At 57.1% G+C, this 23,696-nt stretch carries 22 protein-coding genes; 9 read left to right on the forward strand and 13 right to left on the reverse strand.

Translation table 11 applies throughout. From position 1 onward, the window contains the following. The first annotated feature begins 172 nt into the window (after window positions 1-172). The 3 genes from arfA (at window position 173) to U8U01_RS08670 (ending at window position 3,046) form a co-directional block, all read left to right on the forward strand. Complete coding sequence (gene arfA / locus U8U01_RS08660) at window positions 173-1,705, forward strand: arabinosylfuranosidase ArfA (RefSeq protein ID WP_322173388.1); 1,533 nt, start codon at window positions 173-175, stop codon at window positions 1,703-1,705. 94 nt (window positions 1,706-1,799) lie between these two features. Further along, window positions 1,800-2,393 carry a hypothetical protein gene (locus U8U01_RS08665; RefSeq protein WP_322173389.1) on the forward strand — a complete coding sequence of 198 codons (594 nt, stop codon included), beginning with the start codon at window positions 1,800-1,802 and terminating at the stop codon, window positions 2,391-2,393. 23 nt (window positions 2,394-2,416) lie between these two features. Continuing rightward, the gene (locus tag U8U01_RS08670) at window positions 2,417-3,046 is read left to right on the forward strand and encodes a CpXC domain-containing protein (RefSeq protein WP_322173390.1); all 630 of its coding nucleotides are present in this window, start codon (window positions 2,417-2,419) and stop codon (window positions 3,044-3,046) included. Between the two features lie 235 nt (window positions 3,047-3,281). Here the strand turns inward: U8U01_RS08670 and U8U01_RS08675 are convergent, their stop codons facing one another. The 8 genes from U8U01_RS08675 to U8U01_RS08710 all read right to left on the reverse strand — a co-directional run bounded on the left by U8U01_RS08675 (window position 3,282) and on the right by U8U01_RS08710 (window position 12,775). Beyond that, window positions 3,282-3,851 carry a dipicolinate synthase subunit B gene (locus tag U8U01_RS08675; RefSeq protein WP_322173392.1) on the reverse strand — a complete coding sequence of 190 codons (570 nt, stop codon included), beginning with the start codon at window positions 3,849-3,851 and terminating at the stop codon, window positions 3,282-3,284. Window positions 3,852-3,911: 60 nt separating this feature from the next. Further along, on the reverse strand, window positions 3,912-4,838 hold the full coding sequence (locus U8U01_RS08680) for a dipicolinate synthase subunit DpsA (RefSeq protein WP_322173393.1): 927 nt from the start codon (window positions 4,836-4,838) through the stop codon (window positions 3,912-3,914). A 164-nt stretch (window positions 4,839-5,002) separates the two neighbouring features. After that, window positions 5,003-5,662: an NAD(P)H-dependent oxidoreductase gene (locus U8U01_RS08685; RefSeq protein ID WP_322173395.1), complete on the reverse strand. Its 660-nt coding sequence runs from the start codon at window positions 5,660-5,662 to the stop codon at window positions 5,003-5,005. An 18-nt stretch (window positions 5,663-5,680) separates the two neighbouring features. Next, the gene (locus U8U01_RS08690; RefSeq protein ID WP_322173397.1) at window positions 5,681-7,438 is read right to left on the reverse strand and encodes an ABC transporter ATP-binding protein; all 1,758 of its coding nucleotides are present in this window, start codon (window positions 7,436-7,438) and stop codon (window positions 5,681-5,683) included. Beyond that, window positions 7,435-9,162, reverse strand: coding sequence for an ABC transporter ATP-binding protein (locus tag U8U01_RS08695; protein ID WP_322173399.1), 1,728 nt, complete (start codon window positions 9,160-9,162; stop codon window positions 7,435-7,437). The genes U8U01_RS08690 and U8U01_RS08695 overlap by 4 nt, the downstream gene beginning before the upstream one ends. Before the next feature lie 40 nt (window positions 9,163-9,202). After that, the gene (locus tag U8U01_RS08700; protein WP_322173401.1) at window positions 9,203-9,661 is read right to left on the reverse strand and encodes a GNAT family N-acetyltransferase; all 459 of its coding nucleotides are present in this window, start codon (window positions 9,659-9,661) and stop codon (window positions 9,203-9,205) included. Between the two features lie 26 nt (window positions 9,662-9,687). Continuing rightward, window positions 9,688-10,395, reverse strand: coding sequence for a carbon-nitrogen hydrolase family protein (locus tag U8U01_RS08705; protein WP_322173403.1), 708 nt, complete (start codon window positions 10,393-10,395; stop codon window positions 9,688-9,690). 10 nt (window positions 10,396-10,405) lie between these two features. Further along, window positions 10,406-12,775, reverse strand: a complete 2,370-nt coding sequence (locus U8U01_RS08710) for an ATP-dependent helicase (protein ID WP_322173405.1) — start codon at window positions 12,773-12,775, stop codon at window positions 10,406-10,408. Between the two features lie 134 nt (window positions 12,776-12,909). On the opposite strand from U8U01_RS08710, the gene U8U01_RS08715 reads away from it, so the two are divergent. The 3 genes from U8U01_RS08715 to asnB all read left to right on the forward strand — a co-directional run bounded on the left by U8U01_RS08715 (window position 12,910) and on the right by asnB (window position 16,227). After that, window positions 12,910-13,701 carry an HAD family hydrolase gene (locus U8U01_RS08715; RefSeq protein ID WP_322173407.1) on the forward strand — a complete coding sequence of 264 codons (792 nt, stop codon included), beginning with the start codon at window positions 12,910-12,912 and terminating at the stop codon, window positions 13,699-13,701. After that, window positions 13,701-14,219: a DUF1836 domain-containing protein gene (locus tag U8U01_RS08720; protein ID WP_322173409.1), complete on the forward strand. Its 519-nt coding sequence runs from the start codon at window positions 13,701-13,703 to the stop codon at window positions 14,217-14,219. Before U8U01_RS08715 ends, U8U01_RS08720 begins: the two co-directional genes overlap by 1 nt. A gap of 154 nt (window positions 14,220-14,373) precedes the next feature. Then, window positions 14,374-16,227 (forward strand): asparagine synthase (glutamine-hydrolyzing), encoded by a 1,854-nt coding sequence (gene asnB / locus U8U01_RS08725; protein ID WP_322173411.1) that lies wholly within the window; start codon window positions 14,374-14,376, stop codon window positions 16,225-16,227. Window positions 16,228-17,118: 891 nt separating this feature from the next. On the opposite strand, the gene U8U01_RS08730 is transcribed toward asnB, so the two are convergent. From U8U01_RS08730 to U8U01_RS08740, 3 genes are read right to left on the reverse strand one after another with little or no spacing between them, the layout of a single operon-like run. Then, entirely contained in the window at window positions 17,119-18,219 is a 1,101-nt protein-coding gene (locus tag U8U01_RS08730; protein ID WP_322173413.1) for a Ger(x)C family spore germination protein, read from the reverse strand. Further along, complete coding sequence (locus U8U01_RS08735) at window positions 18,216-19,298, reverse strand: GerAB/ArcD/ProY family transporter (protein ID WP_322173415.1); 1,083 nt, start codon at window positions 19,296-19,298, stop codon at window positions 18,216-18,218. Before U8U01_RS08735 ends, U8U01_RS08730 begins: the two co-directional genes overlap by 4 nt. A 31-nt stretch (window positions 19,299-19,329) precedes the next feature. Beyond that, complete coding sequence (locus tag U8U01_RS08740; RefSeq protein WP_322173417.1) at window positions 19,330-20,784, reverse strand: spore germination protein; 1,455 nt, start codon at window positions 20,782-20,784, stop codon at window positions 19,330-19,332. A 119-nt stretch (window positions 20,785-20,903) separates the two neighbouring features. On the opposite strand from U8U01_RS08740, the gene U8U01_RS08745 reads away from it, so the two are divergent. The 3 genes from U8U01_RS08745 to U8U01_RS08755 all read left to right on the forward strand — a co-directional run bounded on the left by U8U01_RS08745 (window position 20,904) and on the right by U8U01_RS08755 (window position 22,621). Continuing rightward, the gene (locus U8U01_RS08745) at window positions 20,904-21,602 is read left to right on the forward strand and encodes a DUF421 domain-containing protein (protein ID WP_322173419.1); all 699 of its coding nucleotides are present in this window, start codon (window positions 20,904-20,906) and stop codon (window positions 21,600-21,602) included. Between the two features lie 83 nt (window positions 21,603-21,685). Further along, window positions 21,686-22,174 (forward strand): SprT-like domain-containing protein, encoded by a 489-nt coding sequence (locus U8U01_RS08750; RefSeq protein WP_322173421.1) that lies wholly within the window; start codon window positions 21,686-21,688, stop codon window positions 22,172-22,174. A gap of 54 nt (window positions 22,175-22,228) precedes the next feature. After that, window positions 22,229-22,621: a hypothetical protein gene (locus U8U01_RS08755; RefSeq protein WP_322173423.1), complete on the forward strand. Its 393-nt coding sequence runs from the start codon at window positions 22,229-22,231 to the stop codon at window positions 22,619-22,621. Between the two features lie 189 nt (window positions 22,622-22,810). On the opposite strand, the gene rpsR is transcribed toward U8U01_RS08755, so the two are convergent. Both rpsR and U8U01_RS08765 read right to left on the reverse strand, forming a co-directional pair. Next, window positions 22,811-23,059, reverse strand: coding sequence for a 30S ribosomal protein S18 (gene rpsR / locus U8U01_RS08760; RefSeq protein WP_160641416.1), 249 nt, complete (start codon window positions 23,057-23,059; stop codon window positions 22,811-22,813). A 52-nt stretch (window positions 23,060-23,111) separates the two neighbouring features. Beyond that, window positions 23,112-23,663 carry a single-stranded DNA-binding protein gene (locus tag U8U01_RS08765; protein ID WP_322173425.1) on the reverse strand — a complete coding sequence of 184 codons (552 nt, stop codon included), beginning with the start codon at window positions 23,661-23,663 and terminating at the stop codon, window positions 23,112-23,114. Between the last annotated feature and the right edge of the window lie 33 nt (window positions 23,664-23,696).

Raw genomic sequence — 23,696 nt, forward strand, 5'->3', positions numbered from 1 at the left:
CTGTTTACACAACAAAATAGTTTACTCACAGTGGAAAAGGAAACCAGGTATCCCCTTTTCCACTGCTGCCTTTTCCATTCCTTTCTTTCCTGCTATTTATTTCTCCCAGTTATGTTGACTTGCCCCCCTCCTCAAGTGTATAATTGGCTTATATGAACAGGAGGTCAGTTTTATGAATAAGAAGTTCGCCCGCATTACCCTAGATCCAGACCATCGGATCAGTACCATTGATAAGCGCATTTATGGCTCCTTTGTAGAGCACCTGGGGCGTGCGGTCTACGGCGGGGTCTATCAGCCCGGCCACGCCTCTGCCGACGAAGAGGGATTCCGCCAGGACGTGCTGGATTTGGTTCGGGAGTTAAATGTGCCCATTGTCCGTTACCCCGGCGGCAACTTTGTGTCCAACTACTTCTGGGAGGACGGCGTGGGCCCAGTCAGCCAGCGCCCGCGACGCCTGGAACTGGCCTGGCGCAGCACCGAGCCTAACCTGGTAGGTATCAACGAGTTTGCCCGCTGGGCCCAAAAGGCCGGTACAGATATTATGATGGCTGTAAATCTGGGCACACGAGGCATTGACGCGGCTTGCAACCTGCTGGAATACTGCAACCACCCTGCCGGCACTAAATACAGCGACCTGCGCCGCAGCCACGGGGTAGAAAACCCTTATGGCATCAAAACCTGGTGCCTGGGTAACGAGATGGACGGACCCTGGCAAGTAGGCCATAAAACCGCGCGGGAGTACGGCCACCTGGCCAACGAAACAGCTAAGGCCCTCCGGCAGATTGACCCCTCTATTCAGTTGGTAGCCTGTGGCAGTTCCAACACTGGTATGGCCAGTTATCCCCAATGGGAGGCCACAGTGCTGGAGGAGGCGTATGATAGTGTGGACTTTATCTCCCTACACACCTACTACGGCAACCCAGAGAATGATACTGCCAACTTCCTGGCCCGTTCAGATGACATGGATAATTTCATCAAAACTGTAACCGCAACCTGTGACTTTGTAAAGGCTAAGCGCCGGGCAAAGAAAAGCATGATGCTCAGCTTTGACGAGTGGAATGTGTGGTTTCATAGCACTCCCTCCGACAACGATGAGATGGCTAACCGTCCCTGGTCCGTGGCGCCCCATCTGTTAGAGGATCAGTATACCTTTGAAGACGCACTGCTGGTGGGTTTGATGCTTATCACCCTGCTTAAGCATTCAGACCGGGTACGTATGGCTTGTTTAGCCCAACTGGTCAATGTCATCGCCCCCATTATGACCGAAGAGAACGGCCCGGCTTGGCGGCAGACCATTTACTATCCCTATCTGCACGCCTCAAAATACGGCCGTGGTGTAGCCCTCCACACAGCGCTGCGCTCTTCCCGGCACGATACCAAGGATTTCACCGATGTGACAGACGTAGAGTCAGTTGCCGTATGGGACGAGGAAAAGGGTGAAGTGGCGATATTCGCCGTAAACCGTGATCTGGAGGAAGAAATCACCCTGGAGAGCGACCTTCGTGGCTTTGAGGGCTACCATTTTGAAGAGCATATCGTGTTAGAAAACAGCGACTTTAAGGCTACAAACTCCGCACAGGGCCAGAACGTTACGCCCCGGACTGTTTCTGGCCGAAACGAGCAGGACGGTTTCATTCTGAAAACCCGGCTGTCCCCAGCCTCCTGGAATGTGATCCGGTTGAAAAAAGTTGATTGCCCCTTTTAGGCCCATTCCATTTGTGCATGATTTTTTCATATCTTTCTGATATACTATGCTATATATAGACAGTTTACCGCTAAAACCAGCAGGAGGTCACACTATGGCTAATTGGAAAAAGATTGGCAAAACCGCCCAAACGCGTGCCCAGAGGGCCGCGCACCGGCTAAAAGAGAAAAACCGCCGCATTGCCGCCGCCAACCGGCTGCGTACAGTCATCCGCTGCCAGGAAAGGGCCGCCGAAAAAGAGTACCTAGCGCTGGGCCGCTATTATTACAACGCCTTGCGCAACCCGGATAACCCGATTGCTGAGGCCCACTGTGCCCACATCGACCAGATACAGGCCTTGCGGGACAGTGCGCTGGAAAGTCTGGAACAGACCATGTGGGAGCATAACGATGCCAAGGAGGCCTCCAGCATCGCCGTCATCAGCGGGGCGGATAGGCCTACCCCGGCCCTAGTAACAAAACTGGCTAAGCCCGGCACCCTTTTCCACTTTAACAAAGGGCCCATTGAAATCACTGTGACAAAGGACGAGGATGCCCCCTTTGACCCGGAGGACGAGAACAGTGAGGAGGTCGACCTCTCCGATGTTGCAAGCTTTGACCATGACCCCATGCCGGAAACCACAGAGGTGCCCCTACCGGCAACCCGTCCGGCTGAGTTGGACGAAAACGACAGCCTACCCTTTGAATAAGGCTGCGGGGAGGAATAACGGGAATGTCAACAGAAATTGTAAAGGATATCATCTGCCCCCAGTGCGGAGAATCCCAAAAATACCGGCTATATACCAGCGTGAATGCCCAAGAACACCCTGAACTGAAACAGAGCGTACTGGATGAAACCCTGTTCGACTGGCGTTGCCAGCGTTGCAGCTACTTTGCGGCAATGGCCTATCCCTTCGTCTATCTGGACAACCAGGCAAAATATGTGGTATGCCTCACGCCTGGAGGCAGCGGTAGCGCGGTAGAGCCTACAGAGGCCATGCGGGACTATATCAAGCGCCGGGTAAAAAACCTTGCTGAGTTGAAGGAAAAGGTCTTGATTTTCGACAACGGCCTGGACGATGTAGCCGTAGAATTGATGAAGAATGCCCTGTGCAGTATCATCAAACGCAACTACGGCAACGCCCGGCTCCACGCCTACTTTAGCAAAGTGGAGGGCGACAAGATGGATTTTGCTATCTTTATGCCACGCCAACTGGAGCCGGTCTACCATTCCACCAGGGTAGAGGTGTACAACCAGTCCCAAGAGGTTCTACGCACTTTGGATTACACTGACCCCCAGGGCTTTGCCACGGTAGATGCCCGGCTTGCCAAGCGGATCATTGACGAATACCAAAGCAGTTAGAGGCAGACCGCAAGTATCATTTCTACCGAACAGGATATTTGTAGTGCACTAGTCTTAAGGCTATCCGTTGTCTAAATGGGCGGCCCGACTTATTCCTTGGGAACAGAAAGGATTTTTGGGAAAACCTTTTTCGCTGAATCTGTAAATGTTGGTGCAAAAATGTTACTTTCTTAGGATCTATAATAAAGTTCAAAAACAGGCCTGGCAGGTTAGTTGACCTGCCAGGCCTGTTTTGTTACACGCAGCGGTAAACAGGCTGCAACTGCCGGCCCTGCAGGGCCGCCTCCACTGTATCTTCCAGCAGGGAAAAATCCGCTACCAAAGAAAAGGGCTTTTTCACCGGATCATCCTGACGCAGGGGTACAAAGTACACATTTTTTGTGTTCATCAGCCGGGCAAGGTTCTGCCCGGAAGCTGCCAGAGCGTCATTGCTGGCCAGGCAGATCACCACCGGCATCCCCACTCGCAGGGAAGACTTGACAGCCATTGTCACCGGCGTATCGGTAATACCCAAAGCCAGTTTAGACAAAGTATTGCCCGTACAGGGGCACACCACCATTGCGTCTACCAGCCGTTTGGGCCCAATGGGCTCGGTCTGAACAATCGTATGCAACACCGGCTTACCGGAAATCTCCTGGGCCTGGCCGATAAAATCAGCCGCCCGGCCAAATCGGGTATCTGTTTCATACACGTTCTCAGACATCACCGTCATCAGATCATACTGTTTCCGCAACTTGGCCAGTTGCTCCATCGCTTTGTCCAGTGTGCAAAAGGAACCGCACATGGCAAATCCCAGGGTCTGCATCGCGACCATCTCCTTTCTCCATAATCAAAGGCCTGAATATATTAACGGCCTCTGGTACGCCTACTCTTCCATCATACGGTATACGGTTCTTTTAATCAGTTCCCCCGATGCCTTCGGTGACATCTTCCCCGGTAGGGAGGGCGCTGGCAGAACACGCAGCCCCAACCGGCCGGCTACTTCCAGGTCTATGCCGCCCGGGGATGAAGCCAGTTCCATCAGCAGCGAATCCCGACGCTGGCAGCGGAGAACCTCTGCTCCCAGAACCCGCACCGGCACTGTGTTGAATACCAGATCAAAGGGCCTCGCTGCCTCTGCAAAACAAAGCGGCTGGCAACCGGTTGCTTGGATCGCCGTGCGGTCAGCCGGCTTTCTGGCTGCGCAGAATACCTGTGCACCCATACCTTTCAGCATGGCACACAAAGCCTTGCCAATGCGTCCGTACCCGGTTACCAAGCACTGTGCGCCACCCAAGCTGCCTTCGTACTCGTGGATAGCCAAACCGATTGCCCCCTCTGCTGTCAGGAAGGCATTGCCCATCACCAGTTCCTCCCGCTGGTAGTAATCCTGCCAGTCTATCCGCTGCCATAGGCTGGATGTTTCTGTCAGTTGGGCCAGCATACCACCAAACACCTTTTTGCCTTCCATTAATCGGGCAAAGCCATCATCCAAGGGAACTTTCCGCAAGGAAAGCGGCGTGTTCAAGTACTGGCCATCCCGTGTGGCAGGCAAGGGCAAAACCACCACATCACAGCGCTGCCCAAGTAGCTCTGGCTCCGTATGCACCAGCCCGATGTCCGCAGCCTGTTCCATACAGCTTACCAGCGTTTCGTAGCCATCTTCAGCCAGCGACCGGGCCAAATACACCTGCCTGCGGTCACCGCCCATCACACCAAATACCGTATGCCGGTTTTGTGCATTTTGTGTATTCCGTACGGCACTACTCCGTAAAAAGCCATTTGCATCCTGTAAGTGATCTCTATCTCCCATAGGAGGCACTTCCTCTCGCCGATATTTCTAACCGATATGGGGCTTGCCCCCCACTGGGGGATATTCTATACTATGGCAGCGCGAGGTTTTGGTGAGTCCGAGGCCGTTTGGGCGCAAAAAAGCCGCGGGAACACCGCGGCTTTCTGATTAGGATTGGCTTTATGTTATGGTTGTAGGCACCCTTCCCCTCTGGCTGCCTGGAGGATCAACTTTACATAACTCTCCAACAGAGGGTCAAGCTTTACCCAATCATATTGCTGGATGGGAAACATCCCCTCCCCTTGTACTACCTGTTTCACCGGCAAAGATATCCCCGTATCCCACTCCCTACTATACGGGATTACCTTACACTGTATGGTGTCCAGCGCATTGGCAATGGTATCGTTGACCATTGCCTTGTAGCTTTTTAAAGCCCACTCTCCGCCACCACCATGGGAAATGATGCCCACTGGCAGGCCGTGTATCTCGGCATGGTAAGCACTATTTTTCCACCAGTGCAGAAAAGCCACTTCTTCCATTTTTTCCAGTAACATACAAAGTTTAGCTGGGATAGGCGCATAATGTGGGGAAACAACCAGGGCGCCACTGGCTGAAATCAGTTTTTCGTATATCTGGTTAAAATCCTCATCCCGGCAGCAACGTTTTGTTGTAAAACAGCCACCACACCCAACGCAAGGGGTCAGGTCATATGCCCGCAAGTCCAATGTTTCGCATACAACGTCATATTTTTGCAGGAAATCCGCAACTTTTTGGCAAATCAGCATAGAAACACCCTGCCTGCCACTGTGCAAAATATTGCCCGCACAGATGCAAATGATCTTCACGCCCTTGCCCCCCTTTGCCTATACCGCCGCAAACTGGCTGTTGTACAGTTCCGCGTAGAAACCGCCCCTGTCCAGTAACTCCTGATGGTGCCCCTGCTCGATAATATGCCCGTCCCGCATCACCAAAATCACGTCTGCATCCTTAATAGTGGACAGCCGGTGGGCTACAATAAAGCTGGTACGCCCCTGCATCATTTTGGAAAAAGCCCGCTGGATCCGCACTTCCGTACGGGTGTCAATGGAAGAGGTAGCCTCGTCCAGAATCAGCATGGGCGGCAGCGAGAGCATCACCCGAGCGATACAGAGCAACTGCTTTTGCCCCTGGCTAAGCCCACCCAGTTCCTCGCCAATAACTGTATCATACCCATTTGGCAACCGCTGGATAAAGCTGTGGGCATGGGCAGCTTTGGCAGCAGCCACTATTTCTTCCCGTCCGGCACCCGGACGGCTATAGGCAATATTCTCCGCCACAGTACCTTGTTTCAGCCAGGTATCCTGTAACACCATGCCAAAATTCCTACGCAGGCTCCCTCTGGTCATAGCGCGGATATCCCCGCCATCCACCCGGATAACCCCAGCGTCCACATCATAAAAGCGCATCAACAGGTTGATGACCGTGGTCTTGCCACAGCCGGTAGGGCCTACCAGCGCTACCCTCTGGCCCGGCCGCACGTACAGGCTAAAGTCCTCAATCAACCGCTGGCCAGGCCGGTAAGAGAAATAGACGTCCTCAATACCCACACGGCCCTCCGGATCCTTCAGTTCTATAGCCTGGGGTGCGTCCGGCACCTGCGGAGGCTGCTCGATCAGTTCAAACACCCGCGCAGCACAGGCCAGAGCATTTTGCAGTTCTGTTACCACGCCGGATATCTCGTTAAAAGGCTTGGTGTACTGATTGGCATAGCTTAAAAAGCAGGTAAGCTGGCCTACGGTCAGTCCTCCCCCCACCACAGACAATGCCCCCACAATGCCCACCCCGGTATATACCAGCGAGTTCACAAACCGGGTGGAGGGGTTCGTAATGGAGGAAAAGAAAATAGCCTTTAACGAACACTGCCGCAGCCGCTCGTTGATCTCGTTGAACCGGCTCAGCAAATTCTCTTCCTGGCTGAATGCCTGTACCACCTTCTGATTGCCTACCATCTCCTCCACAAAGCCGGTCTGTTCCCCCCGCACCTGGGACTGTAGCCGGAACATAGAGTAAGTGCGTTTGGCAATAAACGCTGCCACCACCAATGAAACCGGCGTAACCAGCAGCACCACCAACGTTACCGTGATGTTCACAGAGAACATAAAGCCCAGTGTGCCAAAAATCGTAATGACCCCTGTAAACAACTGGGTAAAGCCCATCAGTAGGCCATCAGCAAACTGGTCTACATCGGCAATTACCCGGCTGACCGTTTCCCCCGCCGGGTGGGCATCCAGATAAGAGAGGGGCAGCACCTGTAAGTGCCGGAAAGCCTCCCCCCGGATATCACGCACCACCCGGTAGGTAATGCGGTTATTGATCACACTCATCACCCATTGGGCCAGGGCCGCTATGCCTATAATAATCCCGATTTGCACCAATATGCCGGCAATACCGGCAAAACTCACCTGTCCCGGCCCTATGATCATGTCCACCGCATCGCCGGTAAGAATGGGGATATAAAGGGACGCGACCACAGAAACCGCCGCCAGCAGTACCGAAAGCCCTACAAAAAACCAGTACCGCCGGATATACCGCAACACCTTTTTCAGCGTGCCCTTTTGGGCCCTTTGCGCAGCCAGTTTCATTTTGCGCCCTCCTCTCCCTTACGGAACTGAGATTCATAGATCTCCTTATATACTTCGCAATCCTCCAGAAGTTGGTCGTGGGTTCCCACACCCACGGCGTGGCCGTCCTCCAGCACGATAATCCGGTCGGCATGGCGGATAGATGCCGTGCGCTGGGATACAATGAACACCGTGGGCCGGTAGTCCAGTCCGGCCAACGCCTGCCGCAGCCGGGCGTCGGTGGCAAAATCCAAGGCGCTGGCGCTATCATCCAGAATCAATATCTCCGGCCTGCGCACCAGAGCTCGGGCAATGGTTAACCGCTGCCGCTGCCCTCCAGAGAAGTTCTTACCCCCCTGTTCTACCGGCTCCTCCAGACCCTTCGGCTTTTGTTCCACAAAGTCTTTGGCCTGGGCCGTTTCCAGCGCCTCCCATAGGGTGCCGTCCTCCGCATTCCTCCTGCCCCACAGCAGGTTTTCCCGTATAGTGCCCGTAAACAGCATAGCCTTCTGGGGCACAACGCCTACCATACGGCGCAGGCTATCCAAAGGCCATTCCCGCACGTCCACACCCCCTACTAACACCCGGCCCCCACTGGCCTCATAAAAACGGGGGATCAGGTTTACCAGCGAGGTCTTTCCGCTGCCCGTGCCACCGATAATGCCTATAGTTTCCCCTGCCCCGGCAGTAAAGCTGATGCCAGACAGGGAAGGCGCGCCCGCTCCCCGGTAGGTAAGGGACACATCCTCAAAGGCCACCTCTGCCCCGCTACCAACCCTGCCCTCGGTGGAACTGGCCAAACTGGGTTGAATATCCAGCACCGCGGAAACCCGGTTGGCACAGGCCAGGGCTTTGGTAATGTTGATGATCAGGTTGGCCAGCTTGACCAGTTCTACCAGGATCTGGGACATATAGTTCAGCAGCGCTACCACCGCACCCTGGGTGATCATGCCGGTGTCTACTCGCAGGGCCCCGACCCAAATCAGCGCCACAGCCCCCAGGTTGATGATGATATATGTTACCGGGTTCATCAGGGCGGAAACCTTACCTACAAACTCCTGCAAATGGGTAAGCTGCTGGTTCTCCTGCTGAAACCCCTCTATCTCCGACTGCTCCCGGCCAAAGGCCCGTACCACCCGTACGCCGGTCAGGTTTTCCCGGGTGGCAGACAGCACCTTGTCCAGCCCTTGCTGCACCCGTTTGTAACGTGGCATGGTCCACAGCATCACCCCAAAGACCACGACAGACAGCAGGGGGATCACCCCCACAAAGATCAGCGCGGCCTTCCAGTCAATGGTAAAAGCCATCACCATGGCTCCAAACACCACAAAGGGGGAGCGCAGTAGCAGGCGTAAGGTAAGGTTCATGCCGTTTTGCACCTGGTTGATGTCGCTGGTCATGCGGGTAATCAGGGTAGAGGTTCCCTCCTTGTCCATATCGGCAAAACTCAAGCGCTGGATATGCCCAAACAGCGCCGACCGCAGCTTTGCCGCAAAACCTACCGACGCCTTTGCGGCAAAAAACTGGGCGGTCAACGAACAGGCCAGCCCTATCACACCCAGGGCTACCAGCACCAGGCACATCCGTATGATGTACCCCCGGTCCCCCGCCGCTACACCCACATCAATCACCGAGGCCATTACCAGTGGGACCATTAACTCAAAGGTGGCCTCCAACAGCTTAAACAACGGCCCCAGTACACATTCTTTCCTATACTCCTGCAGGTAGATCAACAGCTTTTTCATGTATGAACTCTATCCTTTCTCTTACACCCCATATACCGGGCTAGTTTACATCCATTACATAGACCTGGCAAGGATTGGCCTCGTCCCAAAGCAGTGGGAAACATTCCAGTTCCATAAAGCCCAGCGCCTGGTAAAACCGGTTCGTCCCGTCATAATCCTCGTACCGGCCCATCGCCACCGTCTTAACCGTAAGGAAATGAAACCCTCGCCCTTTGGCATAGCCGTACAGTGCGTCAAACAGCGCTCTGCCCACTCCCTGCCGGTGGCAATCCTGGCGCACGCCCATCACATACACCTCCCCGGCATACGGGCTGGTCGCTTTAAAAGTAATGAATCCCCGAACCCGTTCCCCGTCCAAGTCCGCCCACACAGGCACTTCCCGGCAGCTTTGCGCGTACTCCTCTATGCTTTCCGGGTTGCCAAACCAGTCAGGTAACGACTTCAGCAAATTCCGGCATATCCCCTCTTTCCATTCTTTCTTCTCTATCTGCCTGACCATCTATTTCCCTCCTGCATAAAATAAGCCTACTCCGGCAAATCTGCCACCAGCCCACCAAAAAGCGCCGGCCGCCGGTCGGCAAAATAACCAATAGGACGATCCCCGCTTTGCTCCAGATCCACTTCCACTTGAAAACTACCGTATTGCCCCTTTACAGCCAGTATCTCCCGGCCCCCGCTGTCAAAGGCAAAGGCCATGGGGATTTCCCCACAAAAATGGCAACAACCCATTACAGGCAACTCGTTTTCAATGGCCCTGGCCCGGGCTAAAGCGCGCCACTGGCCATATTGTAGTTCGTGGTACATCCCTGTGCCAATTATATTTACCATCAGCGCAGGCCCCTCTAATGCCATGGCCCTGCACACCTCCGGGAAGTGCACCTCATAGCAGACTGGCACAGCCAACCGGCCCAATGCACTTTGCAAACAGTGTATTTTATCCCCCGGCCGCTTGCCATGGGCACGCTCACTAGAAGTCAAGATGCACTTGGTATATGTATCCACCAAGTTGCCGCTTTCCAGAACCACCGCCTTCTCCTCGTCCCCGTCCCGGTACCCTGCCAGTACCGTGCCCGGCCGCCCCTCTGTCAGGCGTAAGGCCAATGCCATATCCTCTTTGGAGCGCAAAAAACCTTCCGGGAGCACCGTAAGCTCAGCCGCCTGACCGCCAAGGAAAACCGGCAATTCCTCCTGGGCAGCCAGCCGCCTGGGCACGCATAATTCTACGGTTGCCATCCATACCACCTCACAGTTTTGTTAGCCTGGCAAAATTGGCCATCAGCTTTTTCGTGCCTCCCTTATCAAAGGCAATCTCCAGCAGCGTATCGTTGGCAATGGGTGTAGCGCTGACGATCAGCCCGTTGCCAAAGGTCTTATGCTGCACGCTGTCCCCTACTTGGTAAGTCCCCGCCGGGGTAGGGGTATGGGGCTTAGGCCGGTAAGATATTTTAGCGCGTCCCCCTGCCTGGCCGGCGCCTACCGTGCCCGTTATGGTATTCCCACGCCCCAGGTATTCCCGTGAGCGGGTACGTTCCGTCAGTTCCTGGGGCACCTCATCGGTAAACCGGGACGCCCGGTTGCGGGTGGTACTGCCGAAAATCATCCGGCTCTCAGCATTGTAGATATACAACTCTTCCCGGGCGCGGGTAATGGCCACATAGGCCAACCGGCGCTCCTCCTCTACCTGGCTGGGGTCAAAAATCACGGCATTCCCAGGGAATACCCCCTCCTCCCAGCCAGGCAAAAACACCACCGGGAACTCCAAGCCCTTAGCTGAGTGGACTGTCATCAGCACCGTAGAGTCCGCCTCGGCGTCATAGTTGTCAATATCCGTGAACAGTGCCACTTCCTCCAAGAACCCGGAAAGGCTGGCCTCTTCGCCGTTTTCCTCCTCATACCGCTGTAGCATAGAAGAAAGTTCCTGCACGTTCTCTGTACGGCCCTCGGCTTTTTCCGGCTCGTCGGTTTTAAGAAAGTTAACATAGCGGGTCTGTTCCAGCAGTTCGGCATACAGTTCGCTGGGGGCCATCCCCGCCTCGTTTTTATCTATCAGCCCCTGCATCATCTTGACAAAGGGCAGCAGTTTCCCAGCGGCCCTGGATATAGCCGGGAAATCCTCCGGGTGGCTGATGACCTGGAACATGGTTTCCCCCACCTGCTGGCCAATCATGGCGGCAGTATCGGCGGTTTTCTCGCCGATACTGCGCTTTGGTGTGTTGATGATACGCCGCAGCCGTATCTCGTCACCGGGGTTGTTGATCACACTGAGATAGGCAATCATGTCCCGTACCTCTTTGCGGTCAAAGAACCGGTGCCCGCCAATAATACGATGCGGAACCCCTGACCTGGCAAACATCCTCTCGAAGGTAAGGGACTGGGAGTTCATACGGTAGAGCACCGCGTAGTCCGAGAACTTACGCCCCTTTGCCACGCCGTCCAAAATCACCCGCGACACCCGCTCCGCTTCATCCTGCTCGTTCTCGGCCGTATGCAGGTGGATCTTATCCCCCGCGCCGGCAGAAGTCCACAGGGTCTTTCCCTTGCGCTCCAGATTGTGGGCAATCACGGCATTGGCCGCATCCAGGATGTTCTGGGTAGAGCGGTAGTTCTGCTCCAAACGGACTACCACCGCCCCGGTAAAATCCTGCTCAAAGTTCATAATGTTCTCAATGGTGGCACCCCGGAACTTGTAGATACTCTGGTCATCGTCGCCCACCACGCACAGGTTGTTGGATTTCTCCGCCAATAAACGCACAAATTCGTACTGGGCGTGGTTGGTGTCCTGGTACTCGTCCACCATAATGTACCGGAACCGGTCTTGATAATATTCCAACACATCCGGGCACTGTTTGAACAGGCGCACGGTGTTTACCAGCAGGTCGTCAAAATCCATAGCATCCGCGTCGGTCAGGCGCCGCTGATAGGCCCGGTAGGCCCGTGCCACTGCCTTTAGCCGGAAGTCCGCCCCGACTTGGGCCTCATACTCTTCCGGGCCGACCAGGCTATCCTTTGCCCTGGCGATCTCCCCCAAAATGGACTTGTGGGACAGTGTCTTTTCGTTGATCTCCAGATCCCGCATCACTTCCTTCATCAGGCGGCGGCTGTCATCCGTATCGTAGATGGTAAAGTGGCTGCTGAACCCCAGCCGCTCCCCATGCCGGCGCAGCATCCGGGCGCAACTGGAGTGAAAGGTTGCGGCCCAAATCTCCTGCCCATCCTCCCCCAGCATAGCGCAAAGCCGGTCTTTTAATTCCCCCGCAGCCTTGTTGGTAAAGGTAATAGCCATGATCTTCCAGGGCAAGCAGGCCGATACAGAGAGCCGCGCTTGGGTAAGCGCGTCCAGTTCTCCGCCCTGCAGATAGTTTTCGCAGTTTGCCGCGTCCTCATCCGTAAACGCCGGCTGCACAAAAGTACTGTGGTATGCTTTGCCATACCGTACCAGGTTGGCAATGCGGTTCACCAGCACGGTAGTCTTACCGCTGCCCGCCCCTGCCAAAATCAGCAGCGGGCCTTCTGTGTGGAATACAGCCTGCTGCTGGCGGTCGTTCATACGGGAGAACTCTTTTTCCAGTACCTGGCGGCGCAGGGTAATCGTCTGGGAATTATCTATACTCATTCTCAGTTTCCTTTCAATCGGGTTATGCTCCCATTTTACCATAAGCCGGAAAGAAAGGCAACGGGCAGCCAAAAAATTTGACAAATCTGCCCATATGGTTTACAATACCAGTAAAAAGCAAAGGAGAAAGCCCGATGGAAACATTAAAGAATATCAGAGGCATTTTTCTGGACTTAGGCGGCACCCTGCTGTACCCACCCTCCGGAAGTTTTAGCTTTTCGGATTTTGCCAAGCCATATTTCCCTGGGGATAAGCTCCGGGCCCTGCCCCCCGAACAGGTACGCGCCGCTGGGAACCGGGCCCGGCAGGCTTTGGAGAACCAGGCGCTGGTGCTTACCATGGAGGAAGAGTACGGCATTTTTCTACGGTACTACACGATGCTTTCCCAAGCGCTTTCCCTGGATTTGAGTGACGATGTGCTGCGGGCCATAACCGACGATAAAGTGTATAATAAAGTAGACAATATGCGCCTGTTTGACGACACCATGGAAACCTTACAAGCCCTTTCCGGCAAGTATAAGCTGGGCATTATCTCCGACACCTGGCCTTCCATTATGCCCGAATTGGAGTATTTGGGCATCCTCCCCTATTTCCACTGCGCGACGTTCAGCTACCAACTGGGGACACTGAAACCGGACCCCAAAATGTACCAGGATGCGCTGGCAAAAATGGGCCTTCCCCCAGAACAGACCCTCTTTGTGGATGACAACCTGAAAAACTTGGAAGGCGCGGCCGCGCTGGGTATTGTACCGGTACAAATTTGCGCGGGAGAATGGTCCCCCAGCCTGGACAAGGTCTTTGGCATTGACCGGCTCCAGGCAACCGGCCAGCCGGAGCCGGAACCTGCCCCACTGTCCATTGGGGCCATACGTAAAATCAGCCGGATTTCCCAGTTGCTCAATATTTTGGAAGAGGAGAAACCTTGATGGATACCGTAGAAAAAATTCTGGCATGGGCCAAGGAGGGTGCGGAACTTATTCCCCCGGACTGGAAACAACTGCCTGCTATCCCCCTTTATATCGACCAGGTGCTGCTCTACCTCAGCGACAGCCTGCGGTTTTTCCAGCGGGACGAGGATGCGGCCTTGCTGACCAGTTCCATGATCAACAATTACGTAAAAAACGGCGTGCTGCCCCACCCGGAGAAAAAGAAGTATACCCAGCAGCATCTGGCTGCGCTGATTGCCATCTGTATGCTCAAACAGGTGCTGGCTTTGCCAGATATTGCCACGCTGCTGCACAATGGCGCGGTGGATCCCGCCCTATACGAAACCTTCCGTAATGCCCACACGGGCGCCCTACGGCAGACCTGCCGCGAACTGGAAGAAAACTGCCAATCCGGGGAATCCCTGCGCCACCAGGCCCTGCGACTGGCCGCTGAGGCCAATGCCAAGCGTGCCGCGGCCGAGCGCATCCTCTGTGCACTGGCTGCCGAGGAAACGTAAGCCGGAAAGCCAGCTTGTACCCAACGCCGGCATCACGCCCTCAGCCCGTCTTACGGCAAGACGGGCTGATTTATCGCCTTTTTAAGGGCACTTTCGCAACCTTTTCCCCTCCCCCGCATACAATGGTTTATCTCCTTAGGAAAGGGTTGGTTTTATGTGCGGTTTTGCGGGTTTCAGCGACTATAACGATAACCTGCTGGATGAAAAATACCTATGGATGGCTTTGGCCCGGCGGATGGCCCGGCGGCTCTCCCACCGGGGGCCGGATGACCAGGGAGCACACGTGTCGTCCCACTGCGCCCTGTCCCATATGCGCCTGGCTGTTATCGACCCACAGAACGGCCGGCAGCCCATGACCGTCCGCCGGGATGGCAGGGAATGTACCATCGCCTATAACGGCGAGTTGTATAATGCCCCGGAGTTGCGGGCTGATCTGGAAAGCCGCGGCTATGAATTTTTAACTGATTGTGACACGGAAGTGGTGCTAAACGCCTACCTCTGTTACGGGGAAAACTGCCCTGAAAAGCTAAACGGTATCTTTGCCTTTGCGGTGGATGACGGTATAAACGGGCGCACTTTCCTGTGCCGGGACAGGTTTGGGGTAAAACCCCTGTTTTACGCATTTTTGAATGACCGGTTGGCCTTCAGTTCTGAGATTAAGGGGCTGTTTGAATTTCCCGGCATAAACCCGGTGCTAGGACGGGAAGGCCTTTGCGAGATATTTGGCCTGGGGCCTGCCCGCACACCGGGCCATGGGGTCTTTGAAGGGATCCATGAACTGCTGCCAGGGCACTGGGCAGCCTATGACCGGGAAGGCTGGCGGGAGCACCGTTACTTCGACCTGACCGCCTTACCGCATACCCAGACCTATCAGGAAACAGTACGTACAGTATCTGACCTTTTGATAGACACTGTACAACGGCAGATGATTGCTGACGTGCCATTGTGTACATTTCTCTCCGGTGGGCTGGACTCCAGCGTGGTAACGGCCATTGCCGCGCAAATGTTGGGCGCGCGCGGCCAGCGGCTGGCTACCTACTCCTTTGAGTTTGAGGGCAACGAGGAGTTCTTTACCCCCTCCTCTTTCCAGCCTGACCGGGACCAGGCCTGGGCCGAAAAGGTCAGCGCGACTTTAGGCACAGAACATACCACCCTGCTATGCAACAATGACCAACTGGCAGACTCCCTGTTTGAGGGCGTTATAGCCAAAGATTTGCCGGGAATGGCTGATATTGATGGTTCTTTATTACATTTTTGCCGGTTGGTCAAGGAGAAACACGTGGTTGCTCTTTGTGGCGAGTGTGCGGATGAGATCTTTGGGGGGTACCCCTGGTTCCACCGGCGGGAGATGTTTGACGGTACCCACTTCCCCTGGAGCAACAACCTGGGAACCCGGCAATCTCTGCTGAAACCTGCGTTGGCACAGGCGCTGGATATGGAAAGTTATGTAAACAACAGATTGCAGGAAACCCTGGACTCTGTGCCGGTTTTAGCCAAAGAAACCCCGGAACAGCGGCGAATGCGGCAAATCAGCTACTTAAACATTAAATGGTTTATGTCAACCTTATTGGACCGAAAGGACCGGTGCAGCATGGCCAGCGGCCTGGAGGTTCGGGTGCCTTATTGCGACCACCGCATTGCCCAATATGTGTTTAATGTCCCCTGGGAATTTAAATGCCCGGACGGGGAGCCAAAAGGGCTGTTGCGGGACGCTGCCAGGGGGCTTCTGCCGGAGGAGATTTTGCGGCGCAAGAAAAGCCCCTACCCCAAGACCCATAACCCCGGTTATGAGAAGATCTTGCGGCAGAGGCTGGCCTATATTTTGCGGGACAGGTTGCAGCCCATACACAAGATATTGTCCCCGCAGGCGGCAAAGGCTTTGCTGGACGAGAGTTTTGACTACGGGAAACCCTGGTTTGGGCAACTGATGGCCGGGCCGCAAATGCTGGCTTATCTGATACAAATTAACTATTGGATGCTGCATTATGACATTTATTTGGATATTTAGGGCCGGATGTTGGGCTGTTCTTTAAGGGATAGCCGGCCGGTTAGGCATAACTATTGGCCATATTTCTGGGTGGTTAGTTAAGGCTAAATTTGAGCTTTTTTGTCGAAAACGGTTGGTGGATCCACAAAAACTTGATTATGGTAAACTGAACCGTGCATGGGATGAACCTGCGCCTGGGGATGGGTGTTGCTTGCCTATCTCTGGGCGCTGGTTTTATTGGGGGCGGCTGTGGTTGGGGCTGGTGGGTATTGGGTTTGAGGTAACACGGAAGTGGGTGTGGGCGCCTGGGCTGGAGGTGGAAGATGGTGGCCCATTGCGGGGCGCGGGGGTTTGGGTTAGGTGGCGGCTCGGTATGGGCCTGGTGCGTTCTTTTGGTTGATGGCGGGGAGGATTAGGGTGGCATGGGGGCGGGTGTGTGGGCGCCTGGGCTGGAGGTGGAAGATGGTGGCCCATTGCGGGGCGCGGGAGTTTGGGTTAGGTGGCGGCTCGGTATGGGCCTGGTGCGTTCTTTTGGTTGGTGGCGGGGAGGATTAGGGTGGTATGGGGGCGGGTGTGTGGGCGCCTGGGCTGGAGGTGGAAGATGGTGGCCTATTACGGGGCGCGGGGTTTGGGTTAGGTGGCGGCTCGGTATGGGCCTGGTGCGTTCTTTTGGTTGGTGGCGGGGAGGATTAGGGTGGCATGGGGGCGGGTGTGTGGGCGCCTGGGCTGGAGGTGGAAGATGGTGGCCTATTACGGGGCGCGGGGTTTGGGTTAGGTGGCGGCTCGATATGGCTTGGTGCGTTCTTTTGGTTGGTGGCGGGGAGGGTTAGGGTGGCATGGGGGCGGGTGTGCGGGTGGCATGGGCTGGGGTGGAGGTTGCCCATTGCGGGGCGCGGGGGTTGGGGTGCGCGGTCAGGGGGACAGGAGGCCGTTTAGGTTTTCCTGCTCCAGGTGGCGGACTTTTACGGTGTACTGGACGGTGTACTGGGCCTGGCCCATCAGTTCCGGCCACTGGGCGCTGTGCTGGCGCCAGTACACCGGCCAGCGGCGGTACAGCAGGCTGCCAAAGCCGAAGATATCGCAGCCGTCTGCCAGGGTCTGTTGGAGGGTGGCGCGCAGCTCCTCTTCCAGGCGGGCGGCGGCGGCCTGCTCCAGGGCCGGGTAGAAGGCCCCGTCTGCCGGCGGGGTACCGTCAACGGCGCTTACGTCCGCACCTACCGTGACCCGCAGGGTAAAGGCGGGCACCTGGCCGAACACGGTTTCCACCGAACTTTTGGCGCCCCGGAGGCTCAGGGTGACGGGGCCCGCGCCCGGCACATCCACCGCCAATTCCCCCCGCTCCAGCCGGTCCATGACCGCCAGATAGCTCCGGGTCTGCTCCAGGGTGAGCAGGCCGGCGGGCCTGCTTTGGGCAAAGTAGGCGGACCCGGTGGCCTCTACGCCCCCCTCAACAGCCCGCAGCACCGGCAGCACCGGGGAGCCGCTCTCCCCTTTCAGGGCGTTTACAAAGTCCAGGATGTCCACATCCACCACCTGGCCGTTATAGCTGCCCCCGGCACCCAGGGCCTGAAGCTCGGACATACGCATGAGTTTGCCGTCCTTTTCGGTGGAAAGCACCTCTTCCGCCGTGCCCAGCGCCATGAACAGGGACACTGTGGGCCGGGTGTTGTAGTAGCGCACGAAAAAGTCCAGGCAATCTTCCAGGCCCCGGTTGGCACAGGCCTGGCCGAACACCACCAGATAGTTGTGGGCATAGAAGGGCTCGCGCCCGGTGGACAGGGACAGGCCGGAGAGGGCCTCCAGCACGGTGGCTCCCTCACAGGTAAAGAGTTCTTCCCCTTCGTCCTCCGCCGAGGCAGAGGAGCGCACGGTCACTTTGTAGTTCTCCCCGGTCCAGTCTACGCCAATGCCGTGGATGAGCACCCGCTCGTACAGCTCCGGGTAGCCGCAGCCGGTAAGCCCCAGCGCCAGCAGCAGGGCCAGCAGGCAGGGCAGGATCCTGCGCAGTTTCATCTGGTTTTTCCCCCTTTCCTCCCTTTGCCAGCCACCCAGACCAGCAGGGGCAGGGCGGCGCCGGTAATCACCGTGCACCAGAACAGGAAACCGGTGTTGAGCAGGAATCCCTGCATCCCCGAACTGCCGGCGGTGAGCAGCGCCACCCCCAGCACCAGCAGGGCCGTAGCACAGACCGTCCACCCCGGCACCCTGCCCCCACGGGGGCGTAGGGCGGAAAAGCAGACCCGGCAGGCGTACAGGTCACAGGCCAGCTTGATGATCAGGCCCATCATCCACACCCCGGTGAATACGGCGTCCAGCCGTTGCAGGGAGCGGACCTCGGTGAGGGAGGCCAGGACGTAGACCGGAAAGTTTTGGGTGTAGGCGTAGCGGCCCAGGCAGCCGACGATCATCAGGATGGTGACGGACACAAAGGCCGCCGTGCCCGCCGCCCAGCTTAGGAAACCCAGCTTTTTGCGGCCCCGGACCTGGGGCAGCAGCACGGCCATATCGGCAAAAATGGAGGTACGGGCAATGAAGAGCATGACCCCCTGGCCGGTTTGGGCAAAACCGTCGTAGAAAAGGGGCTCTAAGTTTTCCCAGCGGAAACGGGCGGAGGCCATAAAGAATACCAGCCCACAGCCTGCCAACAGCACGATGAACACGCAGACCGCACAGCGGGCGACGGTTTCCAGGCCGTGCAGGGCCCCGTACAGGGCGACGGCCAGCAGGGCCACCACCACCAGCCCGGCGGAGAAACCGGGGTTTACGGTGTCCATTAAGAAGATTTGGAACAGGGCCAGGGAGGTGCCCCCTACCAGCACAAAGTACAGCCCGTAGCACAGGGGCACCAGCCCCCCCAGCCAGCCCAGGCGCGCCATAGCCAGGCCCGGCACGCCCTGGACCTGGCCCCGGGTGGCCAGCCAGATGGGCAGGGCAATGGCCGCCCCCAGCAGCATGGCCAGCAGGTAGGAGAAGATGTTATCCAGCATATGCTGGCCGCCGGTGTATTGGGCGTTTAGGGCGATGGTGACCACCACCCGTGAAACAAACATGGCGGTGAAGAACTGGGCCGCGCTGATTTTGGTACACTGCATCCCTTCCACTCCTTTCTCGATTGGGCGCCGCTTATTGGCCGATCTCCCGGCTGCCGGGCATATCCTGCACAGAGGCGCTGCCCCGGGCCAGCCGCCGCCAGTTGGCCCGCAGGAATACGTCCCGGAAAGCAAGGCGGCCGTTATAGGGCGCCACCGGGGACAGCAGGGGCACCCCGAAGCTGTCGGTACCGCAGAGGTCCATGGCCAGCAGCACCAGGCCGATCATCACCCCCCACACACCCAGGAAGTTGCCTGCCAGCAAAAAGGCCAGGCGTAAGAGGGCCAGGGGCTCGTACAGCCGGGGCACCGCATAGCCCGCTATGGCGGTAAGGGCCACCACCATCAGCGAAGGGGCGCTGACCAGCCCCGCGGACACGGCTGTATCCCCGATAACCAGGCCGCCCACAATGCTTACGGTGGCGGACAGGGACCGGGGGGCCCGCAGGCCCGCCTCCCGCAGTACCTCGTAGAGGAAGTAGAGGATGAGGGTTTCTGCCATGACGGGAAAGGGGGTTTGGGCTTCGGACTCGGAGATCTTCAGCAGCAGGGCTTCGGGGAGCATCTCCGGGTGGTGGGTGGCAATGGCCACGTAGAGCCCCGGCAGGAAGGCGCTGAGGAAAAAGGCGATATACTTGAGCCACCGGATAAAGGTGCCGTAAAAGGGGCGGGTCAGGTAGTCGTCCAGGGTCTGGAAGTTCTCTACAAACAGGAAGGGCACCAGAATGGCGGTGGGCGTGCCCTCTACCAGAATGGCAATACGGCCCTCTTCGATTTTGCCGCAGACCACGTCCGGTCGCTCGGTGACGCCCACGCCGCTGAACATACCGCCCCGCTCTAAAAAGCTGATCAGGTAGCCTGCCCCCAGGGTGGTATCCAGGTCATAGGTTTGCAGCTTTTGGCGCAACTGGGCCAGGATGGAGGGGCTGGCCACCCCTTCCAGATAGCACAGGGCCAGCGGGGTGTGGCTGCGGCTGCCCGCCTCGGCCTTTTCAAACTTCAGGGCTGTAGTCTTCATCCGGCGGCGGATCATGGAAATATTGTTCTGGTAGCTTTCGGTAAAGCCGTCCTTCGCGCCCCGCTGCATCACCTCGTTTTGGGGCTCTTCGGGGCCGCGGCTCTCGAAACCCTGGACCCCGAACACCAAAGCTTCCCGGCAGCCGTCGATACACAGCACGGCGAAACCGCTCATCAGCAGCACCAGCAGCTGGGGCATTTGGGTTTCCCGCTTTTGCTCTACCGCCCCCAGCACGGTGGTTTCGATCTGCTCCAGCAGGGCCGGGCCCTCCCCGGCCAGCTTGCCCGTTTCCATCAGCGGGTTTAAAATGCTGAGGGTAATGGTCTGCTTGCTGACCAGCCCATCCAGCCCAAAAAGGGCCGCTTTTGTGCCGGCAAGGGTCAACTCGCGCATCATAAAATCCATCGCATTGGTAAACTGCCCCTGTAGGTACTGCTGGTTTTCTTGCAGGCTGGCGGATACCTTTTCCATGATCCCATCTCCTTTCGGCGGGCAGGACGCCCGGTTTCGCGGATAAGGGATAGTGTAGACAGGCAGCGGCAGATTATGCGGATAAAGCGGCGGGAAATGTGGGAGAATAAGGGCATATCATGCGCGAAAAGAGGGATTGGATGCTCATTTCTCTGGTACGGACTTTGGTGATGTACGGGGCTATCCTGGTCAGCGTGCGGCTGATGGGCAAACGGCAGATCAGCCAGTTGCAGACCTCGGAACTGGTGGTGACGCTTTTGATCTCGGAACTGGCGGTGATGCCCATCCAGCAGCACGACGACCCGCTGTGGAACGGGCTGGTGCCCATGCTGGTGCTGGTGGCCTGCGAGATTGTGGTGTCGTTTTTAATGCTGAAAAGCGGGAAATTCCGGCAGGCTGTGGTGGGGAACCCCATTGTGGTGATTGCCAACGGCAGGGTATTGCAGCACCAGATGCGCCGCCTGCGGCTGAGCACGGAGGACCTGTTTGAGGAACTGCGCCGGGCCGGGGCCTTTGCCCTGGAAGATGTAGCCTATGCCATTGTGGAAACCAACGGCACCATGAGCGTGCTAAAGCGGTCGGCGGCCGATTGCCTGACCCCCAAACAGGCCGGGGTGAAAGCGGCGGCCGAGGCGCTGGAGGTGGTGGTGGTCAGCGACGGGCAGATCTCCCAGCACTCGTTGCAACTGTGCGGGAAAGACCCGGCCTGGCTGCGGGAACAGCTCCGCTGCCAGGGGACCGCACTGGAGGAGGTGTTCATTATGACAGCCCGGACGGACGGCAAGCAGATGATCATCAAGAAACAGCCAGAGAAGTAGCCCCCAGGCTGTTTGCCCCCCTGCCCTATTGCCAAGGGGCGGTTTTCATAGTATAATATCCCCACCGGCAGGAGGGATACGCAATGGGACAGCAGGAACTGGACGCTTTGATGGCACAGCTTTTTGGGGCGCTGCGGGAGGTGGGCATCCCCCTCTCCCCCCATATCAGCCCGAAGGTGAAGGTAAACAACCGGGCCAAGCGGCGGCTGGGCTGCTGTTTCTTTCGGGAGGGCGGCATGGAGATTGAGGTATCGGCCTTTATTTTGCAGGACAGGGAACTTTTGCGGCTGACGCTGGCCCATGAACTGCTGCACACCTGCCCAGGCTGCCGCAACCATGGCCCCCGCTGGAAAGCCTACGCCCAGACGGCCAGCCAGGCGCTGGGGATGGACATACAGCGCACGGTACCCTGCCAGGGCCCGGCCGGGCCCCTGCGGCATGAGGAAGTGAAGTATGTGTTGCAGTGCCAGGACTGCGGGGCGGTTATAGAGCGGATGCGGCTTTCGAAAGCGGTAAAGTGCCCCTGGCGTTACCGCTGCCGGTGCGGGGGCAGGCTGAAACGTATCCATTGACATTTTGGGGGGAATCAGGTAGAATAGAGGAAACAGGATGAGAGGGAATGTGCCATGAAACGTGTTTTTTCGGCTGTTTGTGCGGTGCTGCTGGGTTTGCTGCTGGCCGGCTGCTCGGTGCCGGACGCTTTGCAGTTGGACCTTTACCAGGGATGCGGCAACAGGCTTAAGCTTTTGCACCTGAATGCCAGCACCCAGGAACGGCGCCAGCGCATTGAGGCCTTTGAGCGGCTGTGGCAGGACGCCCAGCCCTTAGAGAAGGATATTGCCCTGTTTGCCTATTACCCGGACTATGAACTGACCGTTACCCGCAAGGGGCAGGCGGTGACCGTGATGGTGGACATCAACGGCGAATTTGTGGACTTTTACTATCCGGGGGACACAGTGGTGTACCGCTCTGCCTTGGGCGTAAACGACCTGAAAAAGTTGGTGCACCAGTATTCCTGACGGCGGATGGGGCAAACGGGAAACTGGCTTTGGCCTATAGGGGCGGTTTTGGGGGCTGGTTTCTTCTGGTGAAAGGGTTGCTCCCCCATTGGCAGGCAAGCCCCGGCGGCCTATAGACAGGCAGGAAAAAGCCCCCCGCTGACAGCGGAGGGCTTTTTGATACTTATATGGAGCCTGTACCGGCGAAAATCAGTCGCTGGTATAGGGCAGCAGCGCCAGATGCCTGGCACGCTTGATGGCAACGGTCAGCGCGCGCTGGTGGCGGGCGCAGGTGCCTGTTACCCGGCGGGGAAGGATCTTCCCCCTCTCAGAAATAAAACGGCGCAGCTTGGCTACGTCTTTATAATCGATGAACTCCGCGCGGTCAACACAAAAGCTGCAAACCTTTTTGCGGCCCTTGCGGCCCCGGCGGACTTCCCTCTCAGGTCTGTCTGCCATCGCAAAAAACCTCCCTTTCTCTTAAATGGTAGCCTTTTAGGCTGTGGGACTACTAAAACGGGATGTCACCGTCAGGCAGCAACTCCGGGTCGCTCTCCACAAAATCGCCATTGGAAAAGGCCGGGGCGGATTCATGGAAGGTGGGGGCCCCGTCGAAACGATCCTCCTGGCCGAAACCCTGCTCCTGCCGCCTGTTGTAGGAAGGCGCGTTACCGTAGGCATTGCCCCCGCCATAGGAGGCACCGCCCCCCTCGTAGGCGCCGGCATTGCCACCGCCGCTCTCCCGCTTGGAGCCGCAGAAACTCACATTTTCCGCAACCACCTCGACCGCCGTGCGCTTGTTCCCCTGTTTGTCCTCCCAGGGGCGGGTCTGGATGCTGCCGTTTACGGCGATCATCTGGCCCTTGGTAAAGTACTTGCACACAAACTCAGCGGTCTGCCGCCAGGCGACCACATCGATAAAATCCGTCTGCCTCTCCCCCGACCTGGTGGAGAAATTGCGGTCTACCGCTACCCGGAAGGAACATACGGCAATATCACTTTGGGTATGCCGCAGTTCCGGGTCGGCGACCAGCCTGCCCATAAGGACGGCTACATTCAGCATAATAGGCGACCTCCCTTTCTTTCCGGCAGCGGG

Source organism: Acutalibacter caecimuris (assembly GCF_034335085.1).
Lineage (GTDB): Bacteria > Bacillota > Clostridia > Oscillospirales > Acutalibacteraceae > Acutalibacter > Acutalibacter caecimuris.